Annotated in this window: 10 protein-coding genes and 1 riboswitch; of the genes, 7 read left to right on the top strand and 3 right to left on the bottom strand. The window is 64.2% G+C overall.

All coding sequences use genetic code 11. The annotated features are described in order from the left end of the window. Nucleotides 1-132: 132 nt before the first annotated feature. Nucleotides 133-302: riboswitch (yybP-ykoY riboswitch) on the top strand. A 21-nt stretch (nucleotides 303-323) separates the two neighbouring features. Both ACQ4W7_RS28090 and ACQ4W7_RS28085 read left to right on the top strand, forming a co-directional pair. Then, nucleotides 324-899 (top strand): TMEM165/GDT1 family protein, encoded by a 576-nt coding sequence (locus ACQ4W7_RS28090; protein WP_100875287.1) that lies wholly within the window; start codon nucleotides 324-326, stop codon nucleotides 897-899. 126 nt (nucleotides 900-1,025) lie between these two features. Then, nucleotides 1,026-1,250 carry a hypothetical protein gene (locus ACQ4W7_RS28085; RefSeq protein WP_426074949.1) on the top strand — a complete coding sequence of 75 codons (225 nt, stop codon included), beginning with the start codon at nucleotides 1,026-1,028 and terminating at the stop codon, nucleotides 1,248-1,250. On the opposite strand, the gene ACQ4W7_RS28080 is transcribed toward ACQ4W7_RS28085, so the two are convergent. After that, complete coding sequence (locus ACQ4W7_RS28080) at nucleotides 1,247-9,796, bottom strand: glycoside hydrolase family 94 protein (protein WP_436535009.1); 8,550 nt, start codon at nucleotides 9,794-9,796, stop codon at nucleotides 1,247-1,249. The two genes, ACQ4W7_RS28085 and ACQ4W7_RS28080, sit on opposite strands and share 4 nt — an antisense overlap. Nucleotides 9,797-10,288: 492 nt before the next feature. Next, the gene (locus ACQ4W7_RS28075) at nucleotides 10,289-12,337 is read right to left on the bottom strand and encodes an aminotransferase class V-fold PLP-dependent enzyme (protein ID WP_426074948.1); all 2,049 of its coding nucleotides are present in this window, start codon (nucleotides 12,335-12,337) and stop codon (nucleotides 10,289-10,291) included. A 167-nt stretch (nucleotides 12,338-12,504) separates the two neighbouring features. On the opposite strand from ACQ4W7_RS28075, the gene ACQ4W7_RS28070 reads away from it, so the two are divergent. Together ACQ4W7_RS28070 and ACQ4W7_RS28065 are read left to right on the top strand one after the other, a co-directional pair. After that, on the top strand, nucleotides 12,505-13,002 hold the full coding sequence (locus ACQ4W7_RS28070) for an Lrp/AsnC family transcriptional regulator (protein ID WP_426074947.1): 498 nt from the start codon (nucleotides 12,505-12,507) through the stop codon (nucleotides 13,000-13,002). A 95-nt stretch (nucleotides 13,003-13,097) separates the two neighbouring features. Continuing rightward, entirely contained in the window at nucleotides 13,098-13,235 is a 138-nt protein-coding gene (locus ACQ4W7_RS28065; protein ID WP_426074946.1) for a hypothetical protein, read from the top strand. A 17-nt stretch (nucleotides 13,236-13,252) separates the two neighbouring features. On the opposite strand, the gene ACQ4W7_RS28060 is transcribed toward ACQ4W7_RS28065, so the two are convergent. Next, the gene (locus ACQ4W7_RS28060; RefSeq protein ID WP_426074945.1) at nucleotides 13,253-13,765 is read right to left on the bottom strand and encodes a thioredoxin family protein; all 513 of its coding nucleotides are present in this window, start codon (nucleotides 13,763-13,765) and stop codon (nucleotides 13,253-13,255) included. Nucleotides 13,766-14,047: 282 nt separating this feature from the next. Between ACQ4W7_RS28060 and ACQ4W7_RS28055 the strand changes: the two genes are divergently transcribed. The 3 genes from ACQ4W7_RS28055 (at nucleotide 14,048) to ACQ4W7_RS28045 (ending at nucleotide 18,267) form a co-directional block, all read left to right on the top strand. After that, on the top strand, nucleotides 14,048-15,214 hold the full coding sequence (locus ACQ4W7_RS28055; protein WP_436534981.1) for an HPP family protein: 1,167 nt from the start codon (nucleotides 14,048-14,050) through the stop codon (nucleotides 15,212-15,214). Beyond that, on the top strand, nucleotides 15,211-16,308 hold the full coding sequence (locus ACQ4W7_RS28050; RefSeq protein WP_436534979.1) for a M48 family metallopeptidase: 1,098 nt from the start codon (nucleotides 15,211-15,213) through the stop codon (nucleotides 16,306-16,308). Before ACQ4W7_RS28055 ends, ACQ4W7_RS28050 begins: the two co-directional genes overlap by 4 nt. 135 nt (nucleotides 16,309-16,443) lie before the next feature. Beyond that, nucleotides 16,444-18,267: a DUF885 domain-containing protein gene (locus ACQ4W7_RS28045; RefSeq protein ID WP_436534977.1), complete on the top strand. Its 1,824-nt coding sequence runs from the start codon at nucleotides 16,444-16,446 to the stop codon at nucleotides 18,265-18,267. Nucleotides 18,268-18,430 lie beyond the last annotated feature (163 nt).

The raw sequence follows: 18,430 nt of genomic DNA, 5'->3' as shown, positions 1-18,430 counted from the left end.
TGAGAGTCGTGGACAGACTGCATTCTAAGTCGAGTCTGTTTGCAAATCGCTCATTGTTGTCGAAGTCCCACACACCAGGCCGCCCCGCGCTGCTGCGGCACTGGCGCCGGCGCGGCCATTGGCGTATGATGCGCCTCGAACATTGGGGAGTAGTCGTCCCGCGGTCCTGCCGCGGGAACCTGTATCAACATAATTGGCCCGCAGGCCATGGTACAGGTGGTTGCAGAACTTGACGAGACCATTGATCCAGGGCGGCCGCATGGGCCGGAGTCGCCCATGGATCATTGGTTAATTCGTCCGGCCCGCGTACCTCTTGCAATCTCATGGAAGCATTCCTCATCTCCACCGGCATCGTCGGTCTCGCTGAAATCGGCGACAAAACCCAACTCCTGGCCTTTTTGCTGGCGGCCAAATTCCGCAAGCCCCTGCCCATCGTGCTGGCCATTTTCGTCGCCACCATCGCCAACCATGCGTTTGCCGCCGCCGTCGGCGCCTGGATCACCAGCATGCTGGGACCTGACGTGCTGCGCTGGGTACTCGGCGTCTCGTTTTTGGCCATGGCCGCCTGGACCCTGATCCCCGACAAGCTCGATGAAGACGAGACGAAGCTGGCCAAGTACGGCGTCTTCCTGACCACCCTGATCGCCTTCTTCATGGCGGAAATGGGCGACAAGACGCAGGTGGCAACCGTGGCGCTGGCAGCGCGCTACCACGACATTGTTTCCGTCGTGCTGGGCACCACCTTCGGCATGATGCTGGCCAACGTGCCGGCCGTGTACCTGGGTGACAAGATCGCCAACCGCGTCTCGCTGCGCCTGGTGCACGGCATCGCGGCGCTGGTGTTTGCCGTGCTGGGCGTGGCCACCCTGCTGGGCGCGGGCGCAGCCCTCGGCTTCTGATGCATCACACTGGAGCAGCCCCAGAGAATTTCTCATTTACAATATTCATGCTCATAATTACAATATCAACGACATGAATACCGGCGCGCTGATCCCGAACGGTCAGCGCGCTTTCTTGAGGAATGTATGCATTTGAATGGAAAGATGGCGGCGCTGTGCCTGGCCGCCTGCGCAAGCCAGTTACCCGCCACCATGGCGGCACCCTTGAACTACCACCACCAGACGGCAACGCAGTCCGCGCCCGAGGTACGCACACGCGACTTGCTGCTGCTCGGCGCCGGCTTGATCCTGCTGGCTGGCCGGCGCCGGCCCGAACACGATACGTGGCAAGTAAGCGCGTGGCAAGACTAGACCAGCAGTAGCACCGCATACTCACGGCCCTCGTCACGCAGGGCGATGCTGTTGCCATCCTGCGCCACGCCATCGAGCGAGAGTCCTGCAGGCCGCCCCTGTGCCTTTTCCACCGTGATGGCATAGCTGCTGGCACCGAAGCGGTAATGCAGCTTGAAGCGGTCCCATTCGCCCGGCATGGTCGGCAGCAGGCGCAGCATGTTCGCTTCGCGCGTCAAGCCGAGCAGGGATTCGACGATCAGCCGGTACAACCAGCCCGACGATCCCGTGTACCAGCTCCAGCCGCCGCGTCCCACGTGCGGCGCCACGGCATACACATCGGCCGTCACCACATACGGTTCCACCTTGTAGCGTGCCACCGCTTGCGCATCAACGCCATGGCGCACGGGGTTGATCATGCGCAGCAGTTCCCACGCCTTTTCGCCATCGCCCATATGGGCAAACGCCATCGCCGTCCAGATGGCCGCATGCGTGTACTGACCGCCGTTCTCGCGCACGCCGGGCACATAGCCGCGGATGTAGCCGGGATTGAGGTCGGCTTTGTCGAACGGCGGATCGAGCAGCTGGATCACGCCTGAATCACGGCGCACCAGGCGCGCATCGACCTGGCGCATGGCGCCGGCGACGCGCTCCTTGTTGGCCGCGCCCGACAGCACACCCCAGCTTTGCGAAATCGAATCGATCTGGCATTCCTCGTTCGTGTGCGAACCCAAGGGTGTGCCGTCGTCGAAGTAGGCGCGCCGATACCACTCGCCATCCCATGCATGCTCCTCGACGTTGGCCGCCAGCTTGACGGCTGCGTCGCGGCAGAATTGGGCGAACGCCGCATCGCCGCGCAGCACGGCCACCTCGGCGAAGCGCTGCAGCACTTCGTACAGGAAGAAGGCGAGCCACACGCTCTCGCCCTTGCCGTGTTCGCCCACCTTGTCCATGCCGTCATTCCAGTCGCAGGAACCCATCAGGGGCAAGCCATGCACGCCCAGGCGCAAGCCATGGCGGATGGCGCGCACGCAGTGCTCGTACAGGTCGGCCGACTCGCCAGAGCGCACGGGCAGGTCGTAGTACGAGTCCTCCTCCGGCTTGACGGCGCGCCCTTCGATGAAGGGGGCCACTTCCGACAGCACGTTGACGTCGCCCGTGGCAATCACATAACGACAAGCGGCCAGCGGCAGCCACAGGTAATCGTCGGAGCAATGCGTGCGCACGCCCCGGTCCGATGGCGGATGCCACCAGTGTTGCACGTCGCCTTCGACAAACTGGTGCGCCGCGCACAGCAGCAAGTGGCTGCGCAGCAGATGCGGCGCCGTGTGGATCATGGCCATCGCATCTTGCAGCTGGTCGCGGAAACCATACGCGCCGCCCGACTGGTAATAGCCGCTGCGCGCCCACAGCCGGCAGGCGATGGTCTGGTACATCAGCCAGCCATTGGCGATCACATCCAGAGACGGGTCGGGTGTTTCGATGCGCACGGCACCCAGGGTGCGTTCCCAGTGTGCGCGCACCGCGTCGAGCGCCATGCGGGCGGCGTCCTTGCCCGCATGGCGCTGCACCATGGTACTGGCATCGGCATTGCGGCGCCCGCCCACGCCGAGGAGGAAGACGATTTCGCGCTCCTGCCCCGGCTGCAGTTCAAACGGCACCTGGATCGCTGCGCACGGATCCAGTCCCGTGCCCGCCTTGCCAGACAGGCGCACGCGGCGCAAGGCCGCCGGCCGGGCCAGGCTGCCGTTACGGCCGATGAATTCATTGCGGTCGCAGGTGATGGAACGAATGCTCGCATCGGTGTTGAAAAAGCCGACCCGGCCCGAAAACTCCGTGTTGTAGTTATTGCGCGCAAACAGCGCGCCGCTGATCGTGTCGACTTCGGTCGCCACGTGCATGCCGGACTTGGCGCGCAGGTCGGCCAGCACCCATTCCACGTAGCCCGTGACGGACAGGCGGCGCGGCACGCCGCTGTCGTTGCGTACCTTGATCACCGAATATTTGACGGCCGCATCCAGCGCCACATAGGTACACAATTCGGTGACGATGCCGCCCTCGCTGTGTTCAAAAATGCTGTAGCCGAAGCCGTGGCGCGTCACGTAGTCTCCACTGCCGCGCGCCGGCAGGGCCGAGGGCGACCAGAACTGGCCACTCTGCTCGTCGCGCACGTAAAACGCTTCGCCGGACAAGTCGGACACGGGGTCGTTCTGCCATGGCGTCAAACGGAATTCATGCGCATTCTCGCTCCAGGTATACGCCTGGCCGGCTTCCGACACCACCGTGCCGAATTGCGCATTGGCCAGTACGTTCGACCAGGGCGCCGGCGTCTGTTGACCTTCGCCCGTGGTGATCACGTATTCGCACCCGTCGGGCGTAAAGCCGCCCAGGCCATTTTCCAGGATCAGTTCGCGCTTTGGCGCGCGGTGCGGCCCGCCGCCATGTTCGCGTGCCGGGTCCTGCAGCAGCGGCGGCATGCGCAGCATGGGGCTGGGCGGGCGCTTGACCTGCTCGGCCAGGGTGCCGCGCAAGTCGCTGATGATGGCGCGCGCCACCGATTGCAGCAAGATGCGGTCTTCGTTGGCGATCTGCTCGGCCAGGCGCACGAAGATGCCGCCCGGGCGATCGATCGCCTGCGCATCGATGCCCGAAGCGATCAGGCCCATGATCTGGTCGTGCAGCAGCTGGCGGTAGCCCGACTGCTCCTCGTACCAGATCACCAGGTCCACCACCAGCCCTTTCAGGCGCCAGTAGGCATGCGCCTGCACCATCTGGCGCGCCAGTTCGATATTGGCCGCGTCGCGTATCTGCAGCAGCACGATGGGCAGGTCGCCCGAGATGGCATACGCCCACAGGCCGGACTGGCCGCGCTGGTTCTTGATCAGGATGCCGGCCTCGGCGCGCAAGGCCGCATTCGGATAGATCACGGCATTGGCCAGGCGCGCATACAGCTGCGCATCGGCTTCGCTGGCATTCAACTGGCGCAGCACCACCTGGCTGTGCGTCCAGGCCAGTTCGAAGACGCGGTCGGCCAGGTGGCGATCCTGGTATTTGTCGATCAGGTGCAGCGCCGCCTCGCGCTGCTCCACCACCCCGGTCACGCTATCAACCGTCACTGCCTGGTCGGGTTCGAGCGTGATGACGTAGCGGATGGCCACGATGGGGTCGAGCACGGAACCGTGGCCGCCACCGAGCGGACCACTCTCCTGCAGCGCCTGCGGCAGCTGCGCCGTGTTGCCGCGGCCGATGAAACGGGCGCGGTCCGTCTCGAACGACACGGCATAGTGCTCGATATCGTGCACGGTCATCACATGCAGCAGCCACGGCATCTGCTCGTCCTTCGAGCGGGGCCGGCGCGTGCACAGGATCGCATTTTCATGCGCCAGGATTTCCGTCTGCACGAACAGCTTGCTGAACGCGGGATGCGCCGCGTCAGCCGCCGCCGGCGCCATCACCACTTCGGCAAAGCTGGTGATCTCGATGCGCCGCTGGCGGTTCGAATTATTACTGATGCGCGTGCGCCGGATTTCGATGTCGTCCTCGGGCGAGACGACGATTTCCGTGTACAGGTCCAGGCCATGGTCGGCACGGCGAAATTCCGCGCGCCCCTCGGAAAAAATCACCTCGTACTTGTTCGGTTCGGCCAAGGTCGGCTGATACGTGGTGGACCAGACGGCACCGTCGTCGAGGTCGCGCAGGTAGCAGAAGTTGCCCCAGTTGTCGCGCGTGCTGTCCTCGCGCCAGCGCGTCACGGACAGGTCTTTCCAGCGACTGTAGCTGCCGCCCGCATTGCTCACCATGACGTGGTAGCGGCCATTCGACAGCAGCTGCGTTTCGGGCACGGCGCTGTTGGCCTGCGTGAGGATGCGCATCGGCATGGCCTGTTCGGACGCGCCGCTGCGCAGCACTGCCAGTTCGGCCGTATTCGAGTAAAACGCACCTGCCTGCGGCGTGCGTTCCTGCAACACCAGCAAGGCCGATTGCAGCAGCGGATCGGACTCGAAACGGCGCTGCATCGGGCGGTCATGCAGCAGGTAGCTGAGGGCCAGGAAGCCCATGCCCTGGTGATGCACCATGAACGAGCGGATGACGGCGCTACCCTGCCCGCGCGGCAGGCGCGCCGTAGTGAAGTCGATGGCCTCAAAAAACCCATAGCGGCCCATGTAGCCGGCCGCCTGCATGCGCTGCAGGTTCTGGCACGACGCTTCCGGCTGCACCATCAGGCCCATCATGCTGGCGTACGGCGCCACCACCAGGTCGTCGGCCAGGCCCCGCTTCAGGCCCAGCCCCGGCACGCCAAACGCGCGGTACTGGTAATTCAGGCTGGCATCGACTGTGTTGTAGCCGGATTCGGAAATCCCCCACGGTACATCGCGCTGGCGGCCATAATCGATCTGCGCCTCAATGACGGAGTGATACGTCTGGTCGAGCAGGGTGTTGGGATAATTCGGCATCACCAGCAGCGGCATCAGGTACTCGAACATCGAGCCGCTCCACGACAGCAGCACGGGCTGGCCGGCCACCATGCACAGCTGGCGGCCCAACGCGAACCAGTGCTCCTGCGGCAGTTGGCCCTGGGCGATGGCGATGAAGCTGGCCAGGCGCACTTCGGAAGCGAGCAAGTCGTAGTAGCTGGGGTCGAGCCGCCGTTCGCTGACGTTGTAGCCGATGGCCAGCAGTTTGGTCGACGGGTTGTACAGGAAGCCGTATTCGATCTGCGCGAAGTCGCGCGCCTGGCCCGCCGCATGGGCGATGTCGCGCATGTAGCGGCCCGCCTGTTCGCGGCCCTGCGCCAGCATGGCCTCCAGCTCCGGCGGGGTGCCTTCCGGCGCTTCCAGGTTGGCCAATTCGCGCAGGGTCGGCACGCGCAGCCACGCCGCATCGAGGTCCGCCTGCGCCGCCCACGGTACCAGTTGCAGCAACTCGGCCAGCGCCGCGCGGCACTGGCGCGCCAGCGCACCGCTCCACATGGACAGCTCACCATCTTCGCTTTGCAAGGTCAGCGAGAGCAGCGCGTCGGCCGCGCCATTCGCGGCACTCAGGTAGGCATGCCATTCCGGCAGGCTGGCTGGCGCGGCCGGCATCTGCAGCAGGCTCATGCTGTCGCGCATGGCCTTGCCTTCGCCTTCGGCCGCGATGAATTCCTGCAGCACCTGCGCCGTCGTGCGAATGCCCTGCACCACCTGCGCGCCGATGATGGGCGCGTCATACAGTTCCACCAGTCCCGGCTGCAAGGTCAGCAGATGGCCGGCCAGGTTGCCGCTGTCGACCGTCGAGATATACATCGGCTGCAGCGCCTTGAGCGTTTGCGTGTCGTACCAGTTGTAGAAATGGCCCTGGAAGCGCTCCAGCTCCCCCATGCTGTGCAAGGTGGCGCGGCTACGCTCGATCAACTGGCCCAGGGTGAGATAGCCGAAGTCGTAGGCCGTCAGGTTGGCCAGCAGCGCCAGGCCGATATTCGTCGGCGAGGTGCGGTGCGCCACCACCAGGTTCGGATGCTCCTGCATGTTATCGGGCGGCAGCCAGTGATCGTCCGGTCCGACGAAGGTATCGAAATACGCCCAGGTCTTGCGCGCCACGCCATGCAGGAAACGTCCCTGCTCGGCCGACAGACGCGCCACGGCCCGTTCGATGGGGCGGCTGATCCACCAGGCGATGGCGGGCGCGGCCAGCCATAGCAGCAGCACCACGGCGGCGGCCGGCAACGCTGCCGGGCGCCAGTGCAGCAAGGCAGCAAAGGTGGCCAGCGCCAGCGCTGGCGAGCACCACATGGCGCGCCAGCTGTCTGTCTGCGAACCGGAAGACGTGTGCAGGTTCGAGGCACGCCAGTCGAGCAAATGCTTGTGCGACACGCCCAGGCGCCACAGGCTGCGAGCTATGGCGTCCAGACTGATCCAGGCCTCATAGGGCAGGAAGACGAGGGTCAGCATGGCATGCGAAAACTGCACGCCGCAGCGCCGCTCGAACGCGGCCAGATGCTGGCGCCACAGGGTGTCGCGCGGTTTGCGCAACAGATCGTACAGTGCGGAAAAGACGGGCGGCAGGAAGATGATGGCCAGCACCGCCACGCTCCAGAAAACTACGTGCGGCAGGAAGCCCCATACCAGCAGCAGGGACAAGGTGGTCGCCGGCGCCACGATGCTGCGGCGCAGGTTGTCGAACAGCTTCCAGCGCGACAGCATCGATAGGGGATTGCGTTCGCGCTTGCCGGCGCGGCCCGGCACGCGGCCCAGCAACCAGCCGATCAGTTGCCAGTCGCCGCGTATCCAGCGCTGGCGCCGGCTGACATCGGCGTCGTAACGGGCGGGGTATTCCTCATACAGTTGCGAGTCGCTGAGCAAGCCGGCGCGCAGGTAGCAGCCTTCCAGCAAGTCGTGGCTGAGGATTTTATTGTCGGGCAGGCGCTGCCCCAGCACGCGTTCGAACATGTCGAGGTCATAGATGCCCTTGCCGATGAAGGAGCCCTCGTAAAATACATCCTGGTACAGGTCCGAGACGGTGCGCGTGTAGGGGTCGATGCCCGGTTCGCCGCCGCACAGCAGCTCGTAGCGTGAAGCGTTCGCGCTGGGCAACGCCACGGCCACGCGCGGCTGCAAGATGCCGTAGCCGGCAATCACGCGCGTGCCGGCCGCGTCGAGCACGGGTCGGTTCAGCGGGTGCATCATGGTGGCGATGAATTCGCGCGCCGCGTCGCGCGGCAGCTGCGTATCCGTGTCGAGCGTGATGACGTATTTGATCGTGCGCAGGCCGCGCAACTCGCCTTCCACCAGCGAGAATTTGTCGCGCGCGCCGCCGCGCAGAAAGGCGTGCAGGTCGGACAATTTACCGCGCTTGCGCTCCTGCCCCATCCAGGCATTCTGCTGCGAATTCCACAGGCGCGGGCGGTGCAGCAGCAGGAACGGCCCAATATGGCCCAGCTCTTCGCGTTCGGCCGGGTCGCCGGGGTCGCCGTTTTCCTTGCTCTCGCTGCCCTCCACGCGGTACTTATCGTTCAAGCCACGGATGGTGTCCTGCGCCTGGCGCAGCAAAGCTTCGTCGCCGGGCATCGTTTGTGCATCCGCGTCGACAAAATCGGTCAGCAGGCAGAAACGCAGGTTCGGATCGCGGTTGGCCAGGTAACGCACTTCCAGCGCCTCGCACAAGGCGGCCACGTTTTCCTCGCTGTAGATCAGGGTCGGCACCACCACGATGCCGCGGCCGTCCGACGGAATGCCTGCCTGGTAATCCATGCGCGGCAGCGGATGCGGCGACGTCATCAGGGTCGCCAGCCAGTTCACCACGGCCACGGCCAGCTGGCTGCTGCCCAGCAGCGCCAGCGCACCCAGCGCCACCAGTGACCAACCCTGCACGCCATGGCGCACGGCGCGCTCGAGCAGCAGCGCGCTCGTCGCCAGGCTCAGGAAGCAGATCGCGCCGAGGTAGACGGCCAGCGGCGCGGCGCGTGCCGTATGCTGCAGCGCCTCGATGAAGGGCAGCTTCGCGCCGGCCTGCTTTTCCAGCACCAGCACGCCGCGCCCCACCAGGTAAAAGCCGATATGGCCACGGCGCGCATCATTGCCGTTGCCGTGCGTGTGCGCCAGTTGCACCACCATCTCGGCCACGTCCACTTCGCTGCGCGCGCTGCGCCTGGCGATGCGCTCGATGACGTGGCGATAGCTGTCGCGCGTGGCGAAATCCATCAAGCCATAGGTGCCGGCCGGGTCCAGCCGCAACGTCTGCTCGACGACGCTCATGGTCTCGACAAATTCCTGCCAATCCATGGTGCCCAGAAAACGCAGGCTGCCGATGCTGTTGGCGATCGATACCTGGTCGGCCGCCTGCTGCCCGATCTCGGATTGGATCTGCTGCTCGATGGTGAGACCCGATTCGGCCAGCTTGTGCGTCAGCCACGACAAGGCCAGGGTCAGCGACGAACTTTGTCCCTGCAGGCGGCGCGACAATTCGGCTACGAAGGCGCTGGTCATCGGCGGATTCGAGCGCGCCATGTCGGCTACCAGCAGGATCAAGCCGCTGGGATTGCGCTCGGCGATGTCCGTCATCTGGTCGGCCCAGGTATTGGCCAAGTCGCGCTGCATGCGGTCATCGGCCACGCGCACGGCCACGCGGCGCAGGTTTTCGATCAGGGCCAGACGCAGCATGATGGGCACGGCCCACAATTCGCCCAGGGTCAGGGTGGCGACATCCTGGTAGGCCTCGATGAAATGACACAGGTTTTCCAGATCGACCCGGCCATCGCCATGCGAGATGATTTCCAGCGCAATTTTATACACGCGCGGACAGCCCGCGTCCACGCCCGACGTCAGCCGTGGCAGCTCCTTGCTGTAGTTCTTCGGCAAGTGGCGCCGCGTGGTGCGAATCTGCTCTTCGATCAGGTAAAAATTATCCAGCAACCACTCCGAGGCGGGCGTCACCTGGCGTCCGCTCTTGACGGTGGCCGTCAATTCATTGACGGTGGCCGTGATCAGCGCCGCATTGTCGGCCAGGCGCGCCAGCAGGCGGTCGCGGCCATGATGCCGTCCCACCGCATGGCCGAGGGCCACATGCTTGCCATGGGCGGCCATCTGCATGGCGCTGAATAACTCGGAGCGCAGGGGCAAGGCATCGTCGCGCGCAGCGTCGAAACTGTCCGGTGCAAGGGGATGGTCGCGGAAGATTTCCTTGAATTTGGAAATCTGTTCCTTGATCTGCTGCGTGACTACTGCGGTGTACTCTTTCAACTTGGCCTCGCTAGGTGCGCGCAGGCAGCCAGCGGCCGCCGTCACGCCAGCCCAGTCTGGAAGAACACGATCGGACACTGGCGAAGACGGAAAGCGAAGCGCCGGAGCGTTGCGACGAATCTCAGGGTGTAGGGAGATTTTCTGAACTTCATCGTAGGTGCGCCCTGCGCGCAAGACCGTGCGCTAGCGTACATACCCGAGGTTTTAGGGACGTGCAGGCAAAGAAATCAGCCCGTGCAGGGAAGAAAAATGCTTGGGGGAAATGAACAGGAGGAACTCAACGACCAGCACCGTGCCAATGATGGCACGATGCAGTATTTCAGAGGAGAAACTTCAGCCCCGTCAAGCCGCGATGGCCAGCGGGTGACGCGTCGCTTCCGCCATCGCCATGCCGCCATTGAGTTGCCATGCAGCAGCATGGCCCAGGCGGCGCAGACAGGCGGCGGCACGCGCGCTGCGATTGCCGCTGCGGCAGAAAAAGACCAGGGGGCGCTGTGGCTGCTGCAGCCATGCGGCCACCTGTCCCGCCAGGCGGCTCAGCGGTACGCTGTGCACTGCGCAGCCCTCGAACACCGTCCCGGCGCAAGCCGCATGTTCATACGCTTCGCGCACGTCGACAAGGATGGCGTCGGGATGCTGGCGCAGGAAGCCGGGCAGGCCGGCCGCATCGAGCTGCAGTTCGGCGGCAGGCACGAGGCCGTCCTGCACCGCGCGCACCGTGCTGCAGATGCTGCCGTCGTCGCATGCGGCGCACAGCACGGTGTCCGGCGTCACCAGCGCCGCATCCAGCAAGGGCGCCAGCGCCCCGGGCGTCAGGCTACCGGTGAAGGCGAAATGCTGCCCCAGCAGGTACACGTGGGTGGCATGATCTTGGCCGCACTCGATCCGCCGCAAGCGCTGCTGGCCCAGCTCCAGCTCACCGTCGATATCGACGCGACCCACCTGTTCGATAGCGAGTTCCTGCAGCAACGCCAGGCGCGCCGCGCCATGATCGGCGGGCGCTGTCGTGTGCACGATGGCGCGCAAGGCCAGGTGCTGGCAGCGGATGAAGGCGGCCAGGCGCGGCACGAGCGCGGCGGCGGGATCGATGACGACACAACTGGCGCTGCCAGCGTCGCTGAGCAGCCAGGTGCACTGGCCATCCACGCTCAGCTGGATTATGCCGTCCTGCGCGCCGTCCTGCGGCGATGGCGCCAGCGCCGACGGCAGCAAACAGCTGCTGCGCAAGGCCTCGCCGCAACGCTCGATGCGCGCGCAGGCGGCGGCTATCGTCGCCGCGTCAATCAGGGGACCGAACGACAGACGGATGGCCGAGCTGGCGCGCCATTGCGGTACGTGCATGGCTTCCAGCACATAGCTGGGCAGGGCCTTGGCGGCGGAACAGGCGCTGCCCGAGCTGACGCGCACACGCGCCGCATCGAACAGGTCCAGCAGCTCTTTCGAGGACAGGCCGGGCACGGAAAAATTGAGCGTGGTCGGTAGCGACAACGCGAACGGCATATTGAAAACGATGCCGGGGAAAGCGCGCTCCAGGCTGGCCACCAGCTGTTCGCGGAAAGCGGCCAGGTCGGCGTCGCTGCGGAAGGTCTTGCCATCCTCCAGTGCGGCCAGCACGGCGCCCAGGGCGGCGATGCCGGCCATGTTCTCCGTACCGGAACGCAGGCCCGCTTCCTGGCCGCCGCCCATCATCAAGGGCGTAAAGGGGGCGCCGGCGCGCACATACAGCATGCCGATGCCCTTGGGCGCATACAGCTTGTGGCCGGAAAACGGCGCGTAATCGATGCGCGTGGCGGCCAGGTTCAGTTTCAGCTTGCCCAGCGCCTGCACGCAATCGACCATCCAGTAGGCGTCTGCACCGCGTTCCTGCAGCAGTTGCGCGATGGCGGACAGGTCGCTGATGACGCCCGTTTCATTGTTGGCAGCCATCGTGCACAGCATGGCCGTGTCGCCGATCAGCGCGTCGAGTGCCTGCAGATCGTGGCGCCCCTGCGCATCGACGGGCAGCTTGCGCACTTCCAGGTTCAGGCCCAGCAGGCGGTTCCAGTGCGCCAGGCTTTCCGGCACGGCCTTGTGCTCGGTCGCGCCATACAGCAGCAGGCTGCCGATGCGCTTGCCTGCAGCGCGCCGTTCGCGCAGCGCGCACAAGGCCGACAGCACGGCCGTCTGGATGCCTTCGGTAGCGCCGCTATTGAACATCAATCGGCCGTCGCCCACGCCCAGCAAGCGGCGGGCGCGCTGGCGTACGCCATCCATCATGGCCTTGGCCTGCAATCCCGTGGCGTGCGTGCTGCTGGGATTGCCATAGCCCTGCTCCATCGCTTGCCGGGCGGCGCCAACGGCGGCGGGCAGCACGCAAGTGGTGGCATTGCTGTCGAGGTAGATTTCTTTCATGATGGCCGTCTGAGTATTCTATAAAAAGGCGCAGCTAAAAAGGACGCAGCGCAGGCGGCTGGAACATATGAATAGTCTAGCGGCACGCTGCCGTAAAGATATACCAAAAGACACTGCAAACGCGTTAATATGAAGCATATTTATGCCACAAAACAGAAAATAACGAAATGAATTCACCAAATACATCGCTCGACAAATTCGACTGTGCCATCCTCGCCGCCCTGCAGCAGGATGGCACCCTGTCGATCGCCGCCCTCAGCGAGAAGATCGGCTTGTCCAGCACGCCCTGCTGGAAGCGCGTCAAGCGCCTGGAAGAGGAGGGCTATATTGAGAGTCGCGTGGCCATCGTCAACCGGCAAAAAGTGGGCTTGCCCGTGACCGTCTTTGTCAGCGTGCGTACGGGACAGCACGATGAAAAATGGCTGCGCCGCTTTGCCGCCGCCGTCATTGTCTTGCCCGAGGTACAGGAATTTCACCGTATGAGCGGCGACGTCGACTACCTGTTGAAAGTCGTCACCACCGACATCAAGGGTTACGATACCTTCTATAAAAAGCTCATCAAGGCCGTGCAACTAACAGGCGTGTCGTCCGCCTTTTCCATGGAGCAAATCAAGTGCAGCACGGAATTACCGCTGGAATTGATCGCGCACGGCTTGCCTGCTTGAACATTTCCACCCGGGCGATGCGGGCCTGATCCTCAGGCTGGACAAGCAACAGGCCGGCGCAGCGCTCAGCGGCGGCTGTCAAGGAAATCAGGGATTTGATCAGCGACTCGGCCCGCAAGGTAAAAGCGGGCAGCAAGCTGGAAGAAACAGCTCATGCGGCGGCGCACAAGCCCATGCTGCCCACGCCATCCCGCCCGAAAGCACTGGCCAGAGATGCGTGGGAAGAGTTTTAAGAGGCGTTGGAAGGAAGTTAAATCGTCGGCGCTTTCACGCTCGCTGCTTGCTTGAAGAAATCATAAATGCCACTCTCGCTCATGCGGCGCGCATTCGCCAGTTCGCCGCCTTTGGTGGCATACAGCACCTGGTTGTTGTCGCTCGATACGAGCACGGCAGCCGGGATGCCTTTCTTGAGCGGATTGCCATAGGCTTGCGCCACGTCCAAATTATGGTCGAAGTTGCCCACGTCGACCTTGACGACCTTGAACTGCTGTTGCATCAGCTCGGCGTTCTTGCCTTCCTTCAAAGCCTTGTCGAGCGCGCGGCAATCCTCGCACCAGTTGGCACCAAAGATCAGCAGTACGGGCACGTGCGCCGCCTTGGCCTCGGCCAGCGCGCGGGCCACGTCGGCCTTCGCGTCGGCCGCCGCGTTATACGGCAAATGCGGCGTGGCGACAGGGGCGCCCGGCGTCGGGGAGGCGGCAATGGCGGTGCCGGCAAGCAGCAGGCTGGCAAAGAAAAGGGAAACGCAAAGGGAAAGGCGCATGCGGGGCTCCTGAGAGAAATCGTGAGGCCAGCTGAACAACTGCCAGCGGGCGTGATTGTCTAGAATATGCCTGCTTGTGAGAAATATCCACCATTTAATTGCACTGTGCTTATGCGGAAAACGTATAAGCATCACCAAGTAGAAGCTGCTGGCACGGCATGGCATGGCATGGCTTGCGCGCCGTCTGCACAGACGACGCGTAGTGCCCGCCTGCAGCGAAATGGAACGCATGGGATAATATTGGGCTCACACTGAGCAACGCGGCCCGAACGCGCCCTCCCCATGACGACTTCTTTCCTGGCACGCTGGCTGCCGCAACCGAACAACGGCAGCCGCCGCGAACAATTGCGCGCCTGTGCGGGCGCCATCTGCGGTTTGCTGCTCACGGGTCTCATCTGCCACTTCCTGCTGGCCCCCGATAGCGCCAGCGTCTACCTGATCGCGCCCATGGGCGCCTCGGCCGTGCTGCTGTTTTGCTTGCCAGCGAGCCCGCTGGCGCAACCGTGGTCCGTCGTGGGCGGCAATGTGGTCTCCGGCCTGGTGGGCATGGCTTGCGTGAAATGGCTGGGCCCCAGCGTGGGCGTGGCGGCGCTGGCCGCCTGCCTGGCCATCGGCGCCATGTTTGCCCTGCGCTGTCTGCATCCGCCGGGCGGCGCCGTCGCCTTGACCACCGTGGTCGGCGGCGCCAGCGTGCATGCGGCCGGCTTTGAATTCGTCTTCATCACCGTGTTGTTCAATTCAGCCGTACTGGTCGCCTGCGCCGTGCTGTACAACAACCTGACGGGACGCCGCTACCCGCACACCCAGCAACTGGTCGCACCGCATCCGCACGCCACGAAGGATGACATCCCCAGCACGCGCCTGGGATTTTCGCCGGATGACCTCGATGCCGTCTTGCGCCAGCACAGCGAAGTGCTCGACATCAGCCGTGACGATTTGCAGGCGATCTTCCTGCAAACGGAAATGCGCGCCTACCAGCGCCGCTTCGGCGTCGTCACCTGCGCCGACATCATGTCAAAGGATGTGCTCAGCGTGGAATTCGGCACGCCGCTCGATGTTGCCTGGCGTACCATGCGCGAGCACGATGTGGGCGCCCTGCCCGTCGTCAACCGGGCGCGCCGGGTCATCGGCATCATCACGCAGACGGATTTCCTGCGCCATGACGGCCTCGACGATTACCAGGGCATGCGCCAGCGCCTGCGCGGTCTGCTGCAGCGCAGCGGCTTCAGCCACAGCGACAAGCCGGAAGTGGTGGGCCAGTTGATGACGCCGTCGCCACACACGGCCCGCCTGGGCACGCCCATCATCGACCTCGTGCCCCTGATGGCCGACGCCGGCTATCACCATATTCCCATCCTCGACGATGAAGAGCGCCTGGCTGGCATCATCAGCCAGTCCGACTTGATGGCGGCCTTATATGAAAGCCGCTTTGCCGAGGCGGCCGCATGACGCCATTCCAGGCACTGCTGACTGGCCCCGAGGGCGGCGCCGGCGGCAAGCCCGTCAGCGCGCATTTCTTCGGCGCGCAGCTGGCCATCGACGCGCCCGCTTCCAGCGTCGATGTGGCGCAACTGGTGGTCAGCGTGGGCGGTATCGATGGACCGGAATTGTTCCTGAACTGGCTCGATGCACAAGGCCGGCAAGCGTCGCTCAAGCCGCTGACAGCTGGCGACATCACCATCGTCCTGAAGGAAGCGCCGTCCGCGCTGCAGCCGCAACTGCAGCGCCTGTGGGGTGAGCGCCAGCGCAACCGGCGGCAAGTGTCGGGCTGGCTGGCCGGTTTGACGAGCGCGGCCGTCGTCGCCTCTGCCCTGCTGTGGTGGCAGGGCGGCAATGCCGTCGGCGCACTGGCGGGCTTCATTCCCTTGTCCGTCGAAAAGCAGCTGGGCGAACTGGCCCTGTCGCAAGTGCGCGCGCAGGGCGGCATCCATGACAGCGACGCGGCGCAACAAACGGTGCAGGACATCGGCCGCAGGCTGACGGCCGGTTCGCGCTACCAATACCGCTGGCTGGTCAAGCAGGACGACACCGTCAACGCCTTTGCCATGCCAGGCGGCATCATCGTCGTGCATACGGGCTTGCTGCGCCAGGCGGGCGACCCGGGCGAGCTGGCCGGCGTGCTGGCGCATGAAGTGCAGCATGTGGAACAGCGCCATTCGCTGCGGCAAATGATCAGCAGCCTGGGCTGGGGCGCCCTGGTGGGCGTGACCATCGGCGACATCAGTGCCGTGGCCGCCATGCTGGCGCACCAGGCCGGCACCCTGTATTTCAGCCGCGACATGGAAGAGGAAGCGGACCGGCTCGGTTTGCTTGCCTTGCAGCACGCACACATCCGTCCCGACGGCATGCTGCGCTTTTTTCAGAAGCTTGATGACAAGGACAAAGGGGCGACGCCGGGCTGGATCTCCTCGCACCCGCAAACGGCGGCGCGCGCCCAGAAAATCCGCAGTCTGATCGCCACCACGCCTTGCCCCGCTTGCGTCCCATTGGCCAGCAAGCACTGGCAGACGATGAAAGCGGCCCTGCCGCCTACGGCGAAATAGCAACATTTCCTCCCTACAATTTATCCAAACGCACCGGGCAATGGCGTATGCTTACGCCCCGGCTGTTCCTTCGCGAGCGGCCACCCCGACCTCGCTAGGCCCCGTTCATTCCCCTCCTTACAAAGGACATCGCGCATGAAGCATCGTTTTGCCGCCGGCACCCTCGGCACCCTGGCTATCACCCTGGCTATCACCCTGTTACTCGCCCATGCGCCCATGGCCCAAGCGGCCCAGCCCGCAGCCAAAACCATGGCCGTCAGCGCGCCGCAAGCCAAGCAGCGATTGCAGGTCGTGGCCGATCAATACTACGATGCGCTCGCCCGTTTCGAGCCGATCAATGCCACCGAGAGCGGCGACAACCGTTTTGACGACCAGCTCGGTTCAGCCATCGTGCCGGTCGCACGCGCGAAACAGTTCGCCCTGTACCGCCAGTACCAAAAGACCCTGCGCAGCATTGCCCGCGCACACCTGTCGCGCCAGGACCAGATCAACTACGATATTCTCGACTATGAACTGAGCACGGCACTGAGCTTCGAGCGCTTCCCCGACTACCTGCTGCCACTGAACCAGATGGACAGCATGCCCGTCACCCTGGCCAATTATGCGGGTGGCGAGGCATCGCAACCTTTGACCACGGTCAAGGAGTACGACGCCTACTTGAGCCGTATCAGCCAGCTGCCGGGCTGGATAGACCAAGCCATCGCCAACATGAAAGTCGGCATGCAAAAGGGCATTGTGTTGCCGAAAGCGCTGACGGAGTCGGCCCTGCCGCAATTCAAGAAACTTGTCAGCGCCACGCCGCAAGACAGCGTTTATTACACACCCATCAAGAACTTGCCCGCAGGCTTTTCCGCGGCCGACAAGACGCGCCTGACGGCAATGTACACCGCCGCCATTCAGGCCAGGCTGATGCCCGCGCTGCAGCGCCTGGCCACCTTCCTGGAAAATGATTACCTGCCGGCCGGCCGCAGCAGCAGCGGCTGGAGCGCCCTGCCCGATGGCGCTGCCTGGTACCAGGCGCGCGTGGCCAGCAGCACCACCACAGACTTGAAGCCGGAGCAAATCCACGCCATCGGCTTGAAGGAAGTGGCGCGCATCCAGGAACAATACGCGATCGTCGGTCCGAAGATGGGCTACAACGGCCCGGCCGCCGGCTTGCCCGTATGGGTCTCGGAACAGGCGAAATACCGCCCGTTCAAGACGGAACAGGAAGTGCTCGACGTCTACCGCAAGCTGAACGTGCTATTGGACAGTAAATTACCTGCCCTGTTCACTCTGGTGCCGAAGGCGCCGCTGGACTTGCGCCTGGAGCCTGAACTGAGCCGCGACACGGCCGCCGATCACTACACGGCGCCGGCGGCGGACGGTTCGCGCCCGGGTGTATTCTGGTCCGTCGTCACCGATCCGAAACTGTATGGCGACACGGGCATGACCACCTTGTTCCTGCACGAAGGCAAGCCTGGCCACCATTTCCACCTGGCGCTGGTGCAAGAGATGGACTTGCCGAATTTCCGCCGTTTCGGCGGCAATAATGCCTTCACGGAAGGTTGGGCCCTGTACGCGGAAACGCTGGGCACGGAAATGGGCCTGTTCGAAGATACGGCCCAGTATTTCGGCCACTTGAACGACGAGATGCTGCGCGCCGTGCGCCTGGTGGTCGATACGGGACTGCACACCAAGGGCTGGACGCGCGAGCAGACGATCAAGTACATGCGCGACACCCTCGGCTATGACGCCGTGGCGAAAAGCGAAACGGAACGCTACATGGCCTGGCCGGGCCAGGCGCTGGGCTACAAGATCGGTTCACTGAAGATCGTCGAACTGCGCCAGCGTGCGCAACAGGCGCTGGGTAACAAGTTCAGCCTGCCGAAATTCCATGAAGTCGTGCTCAGCGACGGTACCCTGCCCCTGAAACTGCTGGAAGCCAAGGTCGACCGGTGGATCGCACAGCAACAGTAAAACGCAGCGCCTGAAGGCAAAACGGCAGCACCTCGATGGCGCTGCCGTTTTTTTTGGTTCTTCGCGTTTGGTGGGGGAAGATGGACTTGACTTTTTTGCTCGAAGGGGGTGGCAGCGAGGGTTTTGAATTGGTAAATTGATGTCGCCAAACAAAACAATTACC

This window comes from Janthinobacterium algoris (assembly GCF_051380935.1).
Taxonomy (GTDB): Bacteria; Pseudomonadota; Gammaproteobacteria; order Burkholderiales; family Burkholderiaceae_D; genus Janthinobacterium.
Note: the sequence above shows the minus strand (reverse complement) of the source record. Positions and strands in the feature narration are given on the sequence as shown.